The organism is Salinispora sp. CH2A1_6 (assembly GCF_056820975.1).
On the sequence record NZ_JBXEDG010000012.1, the window covers coordinates 419811 to 432716 of the forward strand.

Consider the following 12906-nt stretch of genomic DNA (forward strand, 5'->3'; position numbering starts at 1 on the left):
TCACCACACTCACGCAAGGACGCACCGCATGACACCCGCCCGACTCCAACTCGTGCCCACCGACGACCCGCACACCACCGACACGCCACCGCCCACCGGCCCCCTCTGGGATGTTCCAGTGCCCCTAACCGGGCCGAGCACCGCGCCGCCGCCGTTCCCGGCCGACGTGTTTCCCCGCTGGCTCGGCGACATGGTGACCGGCGTCGCCCGCTTTACCCAAACCGACCCGGCCATGGCCGGAACCCTCGCCATCGCCGTGCTCTCCGCCTGCGCTGGCGGCCGGTTGGAGGTCGAACCGGTACCCGGATGGCGGGAGCCGGTCAACATCTTCGCTGCCGTCATCGCCGGACCCGGTGAACGGAAGTCCCCGGTACACCGCACCATGACCGCACCCCTGTTCAGCGCCCAATCCGCGCTCGCAGAAGCGATACGCCCGAGGATCGCCGAAGCCACCGCGCTGCGCGACATCGCCGACCGGCAAGCCGAACAAGCCAAAGCCCAAGCGGCCAAGGCCAGCGACCCGGGCAAGCGCGATGAGGCCGCCGCCGAGGCCGTAGCCGCCGCTATCTCCGCCGAGGCCATCACCGTTCCCGGCCTGCCCCGGCTGATCGTGGACGACGCCACCCCCGAAGCGCTCATCGGACTCATGGCCGCCAACGGCGGACGCATGGCGATCATCTCCGATGAGGGCGGCATCTTCGACACCCTCGCCGGCCGCTACTCCGGTGCACCCAACCTGGACCCCTACCTCAAGGGCCATGCGGGACAACCGATGAGCAACGAACGGCAGACCCGCGAGGGAGCCTCGGTCGACAAACCCGCGCTCACCGTGTGCGTCATGGCGCAGCCCTCGGTGCTGCGCAAGTTCGGTGGTAACGCCGACCTCGCCGGACGCGGCCTACCGGCCCGGTTCCTGTTCGCCCTGCCCCGCTCACTGGCCGGGTATCGGTCGGTGGACACACCGCCGATCCCCGAGTCAATCACCGCCGGCTACCGGGACCGGATACACGACCTGGCCGCCACCCTCGCCGGCTGGGAAGACCCCGCCGTCATCACGCTCACCGAGGAAGCCGGCACGGTGCGGCGAACCGCCGCCGAGCAGGTCGAGGCCGAGCTGCGGCCCGGCGGCAGCCTCTACGACATGCGCGAATGGGGCAACAAACTCTCCGGTGCCACGCTGCGCCTAGCCGGGCTGCTGCACGTCGCCCACCACCCCGCCGACGCCTGGCAACAACCCATCAACGCCGACCGCATGACCGACGCCGTACGCCTCGCCGAATTCTTCGCCGCCCACTACCGGGCCGCCATCACCACCATCGGCACCGACACCGCAATCGAACACGCCCGCTACGTACTCGGCGTACTCACCACCAAGAGCATGACCACCTTCACCCGCCGCGAACTACACCGACGCGTCTCCCGCCGGCTCCCGAAATCCGACGAGGTGTCGGCGGTGCTCGCCGAGCTGGCCGCCCTCGGATGGGTCCGCAACGGCCCGGACGGCCGCTACGAGCTACACCCCCGCGCCATCGCGGAGGACCCAGAAAGCGTTGACACGCTGACACCCACCCCAACCCGCGATGTTTCCGCAGCTCACAACACACCTGAGGCTGTCAACACCCCCCGTTGACAGCCGTTGACAGGCGTTGACAACCCCACCGCCGACCCGACCGGTGTCAACGGGTGTCAACGCCTGTCAACGCCCCCCGTTGACAGCAACACACCCGCCCCTACCTGCGGAAACGCGCACCCGACGGCGGGTTGTCAACGTGTCAACGCCTCCCGGCCCATCCCCGGCGGCACCGCCACGCCGACCCTGCCGCCGACACCCGGAGACGGGCCCGCTGAGAGCCACTGAGAGCACCACGCCCTACGCCTTTACACCGGGAAGCCTCGGATCTTGGCTCTACGGCGCTCTCAGTGGGCCGCCCTACGCCCTTCTGCCGCACCGCCCAACTGACCCTCCACACGCGACCCGCATCGACCGAAAGGCGCTCACCGTGCGAATCAGGCTGCACGGCACACCCGCTGAAACAGCCGCAGCGCTCGCCGCTATCACTCAAGCGCTGCACGTTCAGCAGATCAGCCGGCCCTACCCCGACCCCCGACCCCCGATGTTCCAGCGCATCTACCTCCACGCGACCCCGAGGGAGGACATTCGCCGATGACCATCCGACCGCAGCGAGCCACCCCCGCCCGAAACCTACTCACTCTTACCGAAGTCCTCGACGAACTCGATGTAAAGCGCTCGACCTTCTTCCGCTGGAAGGCCACCGGCCGCGCACCTAAGACAATCAAATACCCCAACGGCAGCCTCCGCATCCGCCGCCGCGACCTGGACAACTGGCTCAACGACCACGAAGAGGCAGCATGAGCACATACGATGTACGAATCTGGACCATCCGCGAATACCAGGGACGCGACCGGAAGACCGGCAAGGATCGCAAGACCTACCGCGTCCGGTGGGAGGTAGCCGGCCGCGAGTTCGGCAAGACTTTCCAGACTCGGGCAATGGCAGAAAGCTTCCGATCTCGCCTTGTCGTGGCGCAACGCGAGGGAATCGCGTTCGACAAGCCGAGCGGCCTTCCCGAACCGATGGCTCGGGAGCTGAACAGCCGGACGTGGTACGAACTCGCCGTGGCGTTCGTGGACATGAAATGGGCGCGGGCCGCCGCGACCCAGCGAAAGAGCATCGCGGACGCACTTACCACCGTCACGCCGGCATTTCTCGGCAGCTCTCGCGGAGCACCTTCTGAGGAAGACATTCGGCGAGCCCTGTACTCGTGGGCCTTCAACAAGTCGCAGCGCGAGGCCGACCCGCCGGCCGATCTCGCGCCGGCCGTCAAATGGCTCAAGACCAACACGCTGCCACTGGCCGAGGTAGCGAACGCCGCCACAATCCGGAAAGCGCTCGACCTGCTGGCAACCCGCCTCGGCGGTAGCCCGGCAGCCGCCAACACAGTTGCTCGAAAGCGGGCCGTTCTGTACAGCGCACTCAAGTACGCCGTAGAGCTGCGATACCTCGACGCGCACCCAATGGACTTCGTCCAGTGGCGCGCCCCTAAGAATGGGGAGAAGGTGGACCGTAAGGTCGTACCTAATCCGCAGCAAGCGCGTTCACTCTTGGCCGCCGTGCGCGACAAGGACCCTGCCCTAGAAGGCTTCTACGCGTGCATGTACTTCGCGGCGCTGCGCCCCTCCGAGGTGATGCACCTCAGGGACGACGAATGCGAGCTACCCGAAGAGGGTTGGGGATGGCTTCACCTCAGCGGTTCAACCCAGCACGTCGGTGAAGAATGGAGCGACAGCGGGGAAATGCGCGAGGATCGAGAGTTGAAGCACCGCGCAAAGAAGACAACGCGCGATGTACCGGCCTGTCCGGAACTCGTCCGCATTCTGCGGCACCATCGAAAGGAGCACGGCAAGCCGGGCGGCCGAATGTTCAACGCGCCGGGGGTGCGACCCGGCCCTGTGTCGAAAAGTACCTATCTGAGAGCGTGGCGACAGGCACGCGCTAAGGCGCTTACGCCCGCTCAACAGCGGTCCGTACTGGCCCGCGTGCCGTACCACCTGCGGCACGCCGCCGTGTCGCTCTGGCTGAATGCCGGCGTGCCGGCGACCCAGGTCGCCGAGTGGGCCGGACACAGCGTGCACGTACTGCTCAAGGTCTACGCCTCATGCATCGACGGGCAGGACGAAGCTGCTCGAAAGCGCATTGAGGACGCGCTCGGCCCGTCCGAGCCGGGCGAAGCTTCCGAGGCTGGCGGGTGACGCAAGCCGCCAGACGGGAAGTGTCACGAAGCCCGCCCGGCAAACTTTGCCGCCCATTTGCCGCAACCAGTGAGCCCGAGCGGCTTCAGGCGAGACGAAGTGAGACTTACTCGCATAACGTAGGAACACCCCCTGATCAGCGTTCGCGCTGGTCAGGGGGCGTTTTTGCTGCCCAGGTGGGCGGAGGGTGTGGGATTCGAACCCACGAAGACATCACTGCCTTACCGGTTTTCAAGACCAGCGCCATCGGCCACTAGGCGAACCCTCCCGGCGCGCCGCCCCAGGGGGCGACGACCGTGCCCAGTCTGCCACGCCGGCCCCACCGATGGGCAGGCACGCCCACCCACACGCCGTCCACAGTGCGTGTTAGCAGTACGGGCTCCCAGGCGAGTACCGACGTCGGGTAGACAGGAACCATGCAGGCGATCACGATCCAGGAGTTCGGTGGGCCCGAGACGTTGGTCTGGTCCGAGGTGCCCGATCCGGTGCCGGGCCCTGGCGAGGTGATCGTTGACGTACGGGCCAGCGCGGTCAACCGGGCCGACGTGCTGCAACGGCAGGGCTTCTATCCGCCGCCCCCGGGTGCGCCCCCGTACCCGGGTCTGGAGTGCTCCGGGGTGATCAGCGCGGTCGCCGACGACGTCTCCGGTTGGGCGGTGGGTGAGCCGGTCTGTGCGCTGCTGGCCGGCGGCGGGTACGCGGAGCGGGTGGCGGTCCCGGCCGGTCAGCTGCTGCCGGTGCCCGACGGCATGGACCTGGTGGAGGCGGCAGCGCTGCCAGAGGTGGCCTGCACGGTCTGGTCAAACGTGGTGCAGCGGGCGAAACTGGCCGCCGGGGAGACGCTGCTGGTGCACGGCGGCGGCAGTGGGATCGGCACCTTCGCGATCCAGCTCGGCGCAGCCCTCGGGGCAACGGTGCTGGTGACCGCGCGGTTGGCCAAGCACGACCGGCTGCGGGCACTCGGCGCCGCCCACACGATCGACTATCGGGAGCAGGACTTCGCCGCGGAGGTTCGCCAGCTCACTGGTGGCCGGGGCGCGGACGTGATCCTCGACATCATGGGCGCGGCCTACCTGAGGCAGAACGTGGCCGCGCTCGCCACCGACGGCCGGCTGATGGTGATCGGCCTGCTGGGCGGCCGGAAGGGGGAGCTGGATCTCGGTGCGCTGCTGGTGAAGCGGGCGACGGTGACCGCGACCGCCCTGCGTTCCCTCCCGCTGGGCCAGAAAGCGGAGATCGTCGAGGGGGTACGCGAGCAGGTGTGGCCGCTGATCGTGGCCGGCCAGGTCCACCCGGTCGTGGACCGCCGGCTGCCGATAACCGACGTGGCCGAGGCCCACCGCCTCGTCGAGTCGAACCAGCACCTCGGCAAGGTGCTGCTGACCGTCGGCTAGCGCGGCGGACACCGGAACGACCGTCGGCTAGCGCGGCGGACACCGGAACGACCGTCGGCTAGCGCGGCATCGCCAGGCGTGCACCGGGCCCTTCGTCGGCGACCTGGTCGCCCGGGTTGCTGAGGGTGCAGCGGCGCAACGACAGGCAGCCGCAGCCGATGCACCCGTCGAGGTCGTCCCGGAGCCGGGTCAGCAGGGTGATCTTCTCGTCCAGCCGGTTCCGCCACAGTTGGGAGAGCTGGGTCCAGTCCTCCGGGGTCGGGGTCCGGGCGGCCGGCAGGGACTCGAGCGCCTCGCGGATCTCCTCCAGCGAGATGCCGACCTGTTGGGAGATCCGGATGAACGCCACCCGGCGTAGTTCGCTGCGCGCGTACCGGCGCTGGTTGCCGCCGGTGCGGTCGGCGCGGAGCAGCCCCATCCGCTCGTAGTAGCGCAGCGCGGACGTTGCCACCCCGCTGCGCGCGGAGAGCTGGCCGATGGTCAATGACTCCTGCATCACGTCACCTTGAGCTGAAGTTGGCTTCAAGTTGCAGGCTAGCCGCATGACAGCCACCACGACCACCGCAGCGATCGCCGAGGCCGCCGCGCCGCTCGACGGTCGACAGTCGGTCGCTCCTCTGCTGGAACGAGTCCGCGCCGGCCGGGATTTCGGCACGAACGTCTACTCCACCATCGACGTGCTTCAGGTGCTCTACCACCGCGTCCTGCGGGTCCACCCGGAAGCCGTTGACGACCCAGACCGGGACCGGTTCCTGCTCTCCAAGGGGCACGCGGTCGCCGGCTACTACGCGGTGCTCGCCGCCGCGCAGTTCTTCCCCGCCGACTGGCTCGACGACCAGGGTGGGCCGGCGAGCCGACTCGGCGACCACCCCGACCGGATGCTCGTGCCCGGGGTGGAGATCGGCTCCGGATCGCTCGGTCACGGCCTCGGCCTCGGCGTCGGCACCGCGCTCGGACTACGGGCCCAGGGCCGGCTCGAACCCCGGGTGTACGTGCTGCTCGGCGACGCCGAACTGGACGAGGGTGCCAACCACGAGGCGATCACCTACGCCGGGACGACCGGCCTGGCCAACCTCACCGCGATCGTGATCGACAACTCCTCCGCCACCCACGGCTGGCCAGGCGGACCGGCAGCCCGGTTCACCGTGGACGGCTGGACCGCGGCGACCGTTGACGGACACGACCACGACGCCCTGCACACCGCCCTGACCGGGCATGACGGCAACCGGCCCCACGTTGTCGTGGCGGTCGTCGACCCCAAGGAGGACTAGTGCGCGACACCTTCGTCAACACCACCACCGCGCTGCTCGCCGACGACCCGCGTACCGCGCTGGTGCTGGCCGACATCTCCGCCGCCCTCTTCGCCCCGGCGGCGGACCGGCACCCGGACCGGGTCCTGAACGTCGGAATCCGGGAACAGTTGATGGTCGGGGTGGCCGGCGGGCTGGCGTTGACCGGCCTGCGGCCGATCGTGCACACCTACGCGCCGTTCCTGGTCGAGCGGGCGTACGAGCAGCTCAAGCTCGACCTGGACCACCAGGACGCGAGCGCGGTGCTGGTCAGCGTGGGCGCCTCGTACGACCGGCCGGAGGCGGGCCGGACCCACCTGTCGCCGGCGGATGTATCGCTGATCGACACCCTGCACGGCTGGACGGTGCACGTGCCCGGCCACCCCGGCGAGGTGGCGCCGCTGCTGCGGACGGCGGTAGCGGCGGAGACCTCGGCGTACCTGCGGCTGTCGGTGCTGTGCAACGACCGGCCGCTGGGCATCGACGGTGCGTTACAGGTGGTGCGGGATGCCGGGCCGGGAGCACCCCTGGTGGTGGCCGTCGGACCGACCCTGGACTCGGCCACCGCGGCGCTGGCCGACCTGCCCGTCACGGTGGCGTACACCAACCGACCGCGGCCGTTCGATGTCGCCGGGCTCCGCGATCGGGCCGGGGCCGACGTGATCCTGGTCGAGCCCTACCTCGCCGGGACCTCCAGCCGGGTGGTCTCGGCGGCGCTGGCGGACCGTCCGCACCGGCTGCTGGCACTCGGCGTCGGGCGCAAAGAACTCCGACGGTACGGGTCGGCCGACGACCACGCCCACTGGCACGGCCTGGACGCGTCGGGGCTGCGGCGCTCAGTCGTGGACTTCCTCTCCCCGGCGCTGCACTGACCTCCCCGGCACTGCACTGGCCTTCCGGCGCAGCGGTCAACGGGGGCGCTCGGCGGGCAGCGGGGCAGCGGGCCCGGCGGAGGGTGGTCCCGGAGGATCAGCGGGGGGCGGTGTCCGAAGGGCGCCGTCGGGCCCGCTCCCGGCCGAGAATCCAGACCGCCTCGACCCCGTCCTTCCAGGTGATCTTCTTGCCCTCCTCGCGGCCACGGGCCCGATAGCTGATCGGCACCTCGTACGGCCGGATCCGACGGCGCAGCAGCTTGCCGGTCACCTCCGCCTCCATGCCGAAGCCGCGAGAGTGAATATCCAGGGAGCGGTACAACTCGATCGGCATCAGCTTGAAGCAGGTCTCCAGATCGCCGATGTAGGAGTTGAACAGCACGTTGGCCACCATCGTGACGCCCCGGTTACCCATCACATACCAGAAGCTGTAGGCGCTGTGGCTGCCGAAGGTGCGATTACCGTAGACGACCGTGGCCCGCCCATCGAGGACCGGCGCGAGCAGCTTGGCGATGTCCTGCGGGTCGTACTCCAGGTCGGCGTCGAGGATCACCATGTACTCACCCTCGGCGTTGTCGACCGCCGTCCGGATGGCCGCGCCCTTACCCGAGTTACGCGGATGGGTGATCACGCGGACCCGGGCGTCATCGGCCCGGTCCAGGATCTCGCCGGTGCCGTCCCGACTCCCGTCGTCCACCACGACGAGCTCGATCTCGCACGGATAGTCCACCGCGAGAGCCTGCTTCAAGGCGTCCGCGATGCGTTCTTCCTCGTTGTAGACCGGCATGAGGATCGAGAGCTTCACGGACGTTTCCCCCGGTGGGCGCACCATTGGACGCCATAGCGTACCTCGTCCGGCCGTGATCTTGACGTAGCAGCGGCGGTCCGGCGACCATCGTGCCGAACCGCCGCCAGGAGCGAACTACTCGCTCTTGGGCAGCACGATCAATCGGGCCTCGCCGTTCTCCCCGTCCTTCGCGCCGGCAACGCCGAGCACCCGGCCAACCTCGACCGCCTCCGGCTGGACCGTCTGGCGGCGCTCACCACCCGAAGCTCCGGCGCGAAGGTCCAGGTCAGCTCAAAGCCGTCCGACGATCGGACGGTCATCTGCTGATCATCGATCGCGGTTACCTCACCGCGTTGGACGGCCACCGTCCTCGGACCGTCCTCTTTTGTCTGCACCACGAGCTCGCCGTGCATGCTGTTCTTCCGCAGCAGCACCCGGGCCGGCCGCCGCTTGCGCCACTGTTCCGCCCGTTCCTTCCGGCCCGCCTCCGCGTCGGGGGCCGGTGAATCCGACGCGGCGACGGGCACCAGGTCCATGTCAACCGGATCCAGACCCAGCGCGGCCAGCGCCTGGCCCTCCACACCCAACGCCGCGGCGACCTCAACGGCCTGCTCTCCGGCCGGCCCGGCCACCTGGGCCGCGCCGCAACCGCTGAGCCCAAGCGCAACCGCCGCGAACAGCGTGGTGGCGGCGACTCCCCAACGTGCCATGACTCTCCCTCTCATCCCGGTGGTGGGAGTCCAGCCTGGTCGACCTGGGCGAGCAGGGCGTCAGGCCGAGGTTCGGGTCTGGTAAGGATCCGGCGGCAGCGAGACGACGAACGCGGCCCCGCCCTCAGCCGCGTGGCCCGCGCTGATCTCCCCACCGAGCCGCCGGACCAGGCCCGCGGCGAGGGCCAGGCCCAGCCCACTACCGACCTTGCGCACCCCCCGGTACCGCTGGTGCAGAGCGCCCCGCTCGAAGACCACCGCCAGGTCGCCGTCGGTCAGACCAGGGCCGCCGTCCCGGACCTCGATCACCCCGCCGGCGGCCGGGTCCGCGCCGGCCCCCCGGGTCGCCAGGACCACCGGCGCCCCCGGCGGCACCACCCGCAACGCGTTCTCCAGCAGCCCATCCACCACCTGCCGAATCCGCCCCGGATCGGTGTGCACCAGCACTGCGGGATCCGGCGCCTCGACCTGGAACGCCACCGAGACGGCCGCGCACCGCGCCGCCCACGTCCGCTCCGCCTCCGCGGCCAGCCGAACCAGGTCGACCCGTACCGGCTCCAGCGGAAAGTCCACAGCCTCCAGCCGGGCCAGGGCCAGCAGGTCGCGTACCAGCCGATCCAGGTGCTCCGCCTCGACCAGCACGGTGCGCCCGGTGCCGGCCACCTCCGCCGAGTCAATCACCCCGTCCGCCAGCGCCTCCGCGTACCCGCGGATCGCCGTCAGCGGGGTCCGCAGCTCATGCGAGACGGAGAGCAGGAACTCCCGCTGCCGCCCCTCACTGGTGGCGAGCGCGGCAGCCAGGCCGTTGAGGGCCTCCGCCAGGTCCGCCACCTCGTGCAGGGGCTCCACCGGGACGCGGACCGCACGCTCGCCCGCCCGCAGCCGCGCGGCAGCGTCCGCCGCCCGTCGGATCGGCCGGGCCAGGCGACGGGCGAGCAGCAGACCGGCGACCACCCCGGCCGCCAGCCCGGCCAGCAGGGGCAGCCAGAGGCTCTGGGCGACCTGCCGCCACATGCCGCCGAGCGAGCCGGCCCGCGCGAGCACCACCCCGTCGCCGCCGGGCAGCGCTCGCCCCTGCACCAACGCCGGTCGTCCGGCGACCAGACGCCGGTCGGCGACGTGCCGCCCCCCGGCGATCCGCTCCACCACCTGGGCCGGCAGTCCCGGCCGGTCCACCACCCCGTCTCGCACCAGGTACGCCTCGATGCCCTGCGCCCGCAGTTGGCGCAGCAACCGGTCCTCATCCACGGTGCGGGGGGTGTCCAACCGACTGCGTAACGCCTCGGCGGCGAGTCGGGACTGGGCGGCCAGCGCCTGCTGCTCGCGGTGTTCCACTCCGCGGACCGCGAGCGGCACCGCGACAATCGCGGTAACCAGGACCGAGACCAGGGCGACCGCGCAGGTGACCAGCACCGCCCGGACGGTCAGGGTCGACCCGCGCCGGGTGCGTGTGGGCCGCCGGGCGCCGGCCGTCGCCCCGTTCAACGGGTCGATCCGGTGCTCACGCATCGACGGCGTACCCCACCCCCCGATGGGTACGGATCACACTCGCCAAGCCGAGCTTCGCGCGGACCTGGGCCACGTGCACGTCAACGGTTCGGGTGCCCGCGGGCACCGCGTACCCCCACACCCCGGCGAGCAACTCCTCGCGGGTGAACACCCGCCCCGGGCGGGCCATCAGGTGGGCAAGCAGGTCAAACTCGGTGGAGGTCAACTGCACCGGATCCCCCGCGGCGGTCACCGTACGGCGGTCGGGGTCCAGCGTGACCGCGCCGACGATCCGCGGCTGGTCCGACGGCGGCCCGGCGACCCGGCGCAGCACCGCCCGCACCCGGGCCACCAGTTCACGTGGGCTGAACGGCTTGGTCACGTAGTCGTCGGCGCCGAGTTCGAGCCCGACGATGCGGTCCACCTCGTCATCGCGCGCGGTGAGGAAGATGACCGGTGTCCAGTCTCCTGACTCGCGTAACCGGCGACAGAGCTCGGTGCCGGGGAGACCGGGTAGCGCGATGTCGAGAACGCAGGCCACCGGCCGGAGCCGGCGGGCGGCGGCGAGGCCGGCGTCGCCGTCGCGCTCCAGATGCACGCCGAACCCGTCCCGGGCCAGATAGAGCCGGACCAGATCGGCGATGGCCGGTTCGTCCTCGACGAGGAGAACGAGCCCGCGATGTGGCGCGTCAACGGTCACCGGCTCATGATGTCCGATCGGGACCGCGCGACATCGCTGGGGCCGTGTTCGGGTTCGGTAAGGAAACGGTCAGCGGGCGGTGGCCGGGCGGAAGGCAACCGGCCGGACCGGGGTCGAGCCGGGGTCGCCGATCGTGGCGACAAGCCGCTCACGCGCGATCCGTACGCGGGCGCGGAAAGCGTGGTTGAGCAGCTCGTCGAGCTGCCACACCTGCTTCGGGTGCCGAGTCCGGATGACGAACCGCTCCCGCACGCCGTCGATGGCGGTAGCGGCCAGCTCCAGGCAGTGCAGCCGCGGGTCCGGGCCCCAGGTGACGTTGCTCAGCTCGCGCAGCTCGGTGTTGAGGTGTAGGCGGAGCCGGTGCAGCACCCGGGTCTGCCGCGTGACGACCAGTCGGCGGTGGGTCAGCAGCAGGAGGTACTCGCCGGCGGTGGACCGGTTCGGGTGGCTGCACCGGGTGACCAGGATGGGGGCGTCACCCGAGCCAACGCAGCGCCGGAAGACGGGCATGTGCCGGCTGGCGGTCTGGGTCGCGATACCAGCCTCGGCCGCAGCGGGAAGGAACGTTCGGGAGAAGACGTCCATGCCCTGCCCAACGACGCCCGGGCACGGGGTGATATGGGCGAGACGGTCGAACCTTGCATCTTCCATGCCCGCCGGGGGTCACGCCCACCGGGACGAGTCATACCCGTCAGGACGAGTCATGGCCGTCAGGGCGGTTCAGAGCAGCTCGACGATGGTCGCGTTGGCCATGCCGCCGCCCTCACACATGGTTTGCAGGCCGTACCGGAGGTTCTCGTCCCGCATGTGCGCCAACATGGTGGTCATGATGCGGGCCCCGGATCCGCCGAGCGGATGCCCGAGGGCGATGGCGCCGCCGCGCGGGTTCAGCCGTTGCGGGTCGGCCTCGGTCTCCGCGAGCCAGGCCAGCGGCACCGGGGCGAACGCCTCGTTGACCTCGTACACCCCGATCTCCTCGATGCCCAGCCCCGCCCGGCGCAGCGCCTTGGCGGTGGCCGGGATGGGCGCGGTCAGCATCGCGACCGGGTCGTCGGCGCAGACCACAGCGGTGTGGATGCGGGCGAGCGGGCGCAGGCCGTGCCGGCCCGCCCACTCGGCGGTGGTGACCGCGAGCGCCGCCGCGCCGTCGGAGATCTGGGACGCGGAGCCGGCGGTCACCACGCCGTCGGCCCGAAACGGGGTGGCGAGCTCGGCCAGCTTCGCCAGCGACGTGTCCCGACGGATCCCCTCGTCGGCGGAGACCGTGCCCCCGTCGGCGAGGGGGACCGGTGCCAGCTCGGCGTCGAACGCGCCGGCGTCCTGCGCCGCACCCGCCTTCTCATGGCTGGCGAGGGCGAACTCGTCGAGCTGGGTGCGGGTCAGTCGCCACCGGCGGGCGATCAGCTCCGCGCCGACGCCCTGGCTGAACGGCAGGGGGTCGTCCTCGGCAACCCCCTCCACCCCCTGGTAACGGTCCAGGATGGCCGCGCTGAACGGCGCTCCCCCGACCACGCTGGAGCCCATCGGCACCCGGGTCATTGACTCCACCCCGCCCGCCACCACCAGGTCGGCCTGTCCGGAGAGCACGGTCGCGGCGGCGAAGTGCAGCGCCTGCTGGCTGGACCCGCACTGCCGGTCGAGGGTGGTGCCGGGAACGGTCTCGGGCCAACCGGCCGCGAGGACGGCGTTGCGGGCGACGTTCCACGACTGCTCGCCAACCTGGGAGACGCAGCCCCAGAACACGTCATCGACCTGGCCGGGATCAATGCCGGTCCGTTCGGTGAGAGCGCGGAGCACGTGCGCCGACAAGTCGACCGGGTGCACGTCGGCGAGACTTCCCTTGCGCCGCCCAACGGGGGTGCGTACGGCACCGACGATGACTGCGTCACTCATGA

Annotated in this window: 12 protein-coding genes, 1 tRNA gene and 1 pseudogene; 6 read left to right on the plus strand and 8 right to left on the minus strand. The window is 70.6% G+C overall.

Annotated features, from left to right (window positions below):
- The first annotated feature begins 28 nt into the window (after positions 1–28).
- From AC1UKG_RS17500 to AC1UKG_RS17510, 3 genes are all read left to right on the plus strand, one after another.
- Positions 29–1630 (plus strand): YfjI family protein, encoded by a 1602-nt coding sequence (locus AC1UKG_RS17500; protein WP_482642837.1) that lies wholly within the window; start codon positions 29–31, stop codon positions 1628–1630.
- Between the two features lie 534 nt (positions 1631–2164).
- Positions 2165–2374: a helix-turn-helix domain-containing protein gene (locus AC1UKG_RS17505; protein WP_018825512.1), complete on the plus strand. Its 210-nt coding sequence runs from the start codon at positions 2165–2167 to the stop codon at positions 2372–2374.
- Positions 2371–3771 (plus strand): tyrosine-type recombinase/integrase, encoded by a 1401-nt coding sequence (locus AC1UKG_RS17510; RefSeq protein WP_482642836.1) that lies wholly within the window; start codon positions 2371–2373, stop codon positions 3769–3771. The genes AC1UKG_RS17505 and AC1UKG_RS17510 overlap by 4 nt, the downstream gene beginning before the upstream one ends.
- A 181-nt stretch (positions 3772–3952) precedes the next feature.
- Here the strand turns inward: AC1UKG_RS17510 and AC1UKG_RS17515 are convergent.
- Positions 3953–4039 (minus strand) — tRNA-Ser (locus AC1UKG_RS17515).
- A 148-nt stretch (positions 4040–4187) separates the two neighbouring features.
- Between AC1UKG_RS17515 and AC1UKG_RS17520 the strand changes: the two genes are divergently transcribed.
- Positions 4188–5165 carry an NAD(P)H-quinone oxidoreductase gene (locus tag AC1UKG_RS17520; protein ID WP_018745510.1) on the plus strand — a complete coding sequence of 326 codons (978 nt, stop codon included), beginning with the start codon at positions 4188–4190 and terminating at the stop codon, positions 5163–5165.
- Positions 5166–5223: 58 nt separating this feature from the next.
- Here AC1UKG_RS17520 and soxR read toward each other — a convergent pair whose 3' ends face one another.
- Positions 5224–5661 carry a redox-sensitive transcriptional activator SoxR gene (gene soxR / locus AC1UKG_RS17525; RefSeq protein WP_018745511.1) on the minus strand — a complete coding sequence of 146 codons (438 nt, stop codon included), beginning with the start codon at positions 5659–5661 and terminating at the stop codon, positions 5224–5226.
- 46 nt (positions 5662–5707) lie between these two features.
- Between soxR and AC1UKG_RS17530 the strand changes: the two genes are divergently transcribed.
- Together AC1UKG_RS17530 and AC1UKG_RS17535 are read left to right on the plus strand one after the other, a co-directional pair.
- Entirely contained in the window at positions 5708–6436 is a 729-nt protein-coding gene (locus tag AC1UKG_RS17530; RefSeq protein WP_482642835.1) for a transketolase, read from the plus strand.
- The gene (locus AC1UKG_RS17535; RefSeq protein WP_482642834.1) at positions 6436–7326 is read left to right on the plus strand and encodes a transketolase family protein; all 891 of its coding nucleotides are present in this window, start codon (positions 6436–6438) and stop codon (positions 7324–7326) included. The genes AC1UKG_RS17530 and AC1UKG_RS17535 overlap by 1 nt, the downstream gene beginning before the upstream one ends.
- Positions 7327–7423: 97 nt before the next feature.
- On the opposite strand, the gene AC1UKG_RS17540 is transcribed toward AC1UKG_RS17535, so the two are convergent.
- The 6 genes and pseudogenes from AC1UKG_RS17540 to AC1UKG_RS17565 form a co-directional block, all read right to left on the minus strand.
- Positions 7424–8131 (minus strand): glycosyltransferase family 2 protein, encoded by a 708-nt coding sequence (locus AC1UKG_RS17540; protein ID WP_018732995.1) that lies wholly within the window; start codon positions 8129–8131, stop codon positions 7424–7426.
- A gap of 117 nt (positions 8132–8248) precedes the next feature.
- Positions 8249–8823: pseudogene (locus AC1UKG_RS17545) on the minus strand (hypothetical protein).
- 60 nt (positions 8824–8883) lie between these two features.
- Positions 8884–10332, minus strand: a complete 1449-nt coding sequence (locus tag AC1UKG_RS17550) for a sensor histidine kinase (RefSeq protein ID WP_482642833.1) — start codon at positions 10330–10332, stop codon at positions 8884–8886.
- The gene (locus tag AC1UKG_RS17555; protein ID WP_018732998.1) at positions 10325–11011 is read right to left on the minus strand and encodes a response regulator transcription factor; all 687 of its coding nucleotides are present in this window, start codon (positions 11009–11011) and stop codon (positions 10325–10327) included. Before AC1UKG_RS17555 ends, AC1UKG_RS17550 begins: the two co-directional genes overlap by 8 nt.
- Positions 11012–11080: 69 nt before the next feature.
- Complete coding sequence (locus AC1UKG_RS17560; protein WP_018745516.1) at positions 11081–11596, minus strand: hypothetical protein; 516 nt, start codon at positions 11594–11596, stop codon at positions 11081–11083.
- A gap of 135 nt (positions 11597–11731) precedes the next feature.
- Positions 11732–12904: an acetyl-CoA C-acyltransferase gene (locus AC1UKG_RS17565; protein WP_018745517.1), complete on the minus strand. Its 1173-nt coding sequence runs from the start codon at positions 12902–12904 to the stop codon at positions 11732–11734.
- Positions 12905–12906: the final 2 nt, after the last annotated feature.

Coding starts and splice junctions, on each gene's coding strand:
- AC1UKG_RS17520 (WP_018745510.1), top strand. CDS start 4,188: ATGCAGGCGATCACGATCCAGGAGTTCGGTGGGCCCGAGACGTTGGTC.
- AC1UKG_RS17565 (WP_018745517.1), bottom strand. CDS start 12,904: ATGAGTGACGCAGTCATCGTCGGTGCCGTACGCACCCCCGTTGGGCGG.
- AC1UKG_RS17500 (WP_482642837.1), top strand. CDS start 29: ATGACACCCGCCCGACTCCAACTCGTGCCCACCGACGACCCGCACACC.
- AC1UKG_RS17510 (WP_482642836.1), top strand. CDS start 2,371: ATGAGCACATACGATGTACGAATCTGGACCATCCGCGAATACCAGGGA.
- AC1UKG_RS17560 (WP_018745516.1), bottom strand. CDS start 11,596: ATGGACGTCTTCTCCCGAACGTTCCTTCCCGCTGCGGCCGAGGCTGGT.
- AC1UKG_RS17530 (WP_482642835.1), top strand. CDS start 5,708: ATGACAGCCACCACGACCACCGCAGCGATCGCCGAGGCCGCCGCGCCG.
- soxR (WP_018745511.1), bottom strand. CDS start 5,661: ATGCAGGAGTCATTGACCATCGGCCAGCTCTCCGCGCGCAGCGGGGTG.
- AC1UKG_RS17505 (WP_018825512.1), top strand. CDS start 2,165: ATGACCATCCGACCGCAGCGAGCCACCCCCGCCCGAAACCTACTCACT.
- AC1UKG_RS17550 (WP_482642833.1), bottom strand. CDS start 10,332: ATGCGTGAGCACCGGATCGACCCGTTGAACGGGGCGACGGCCGGCGCC.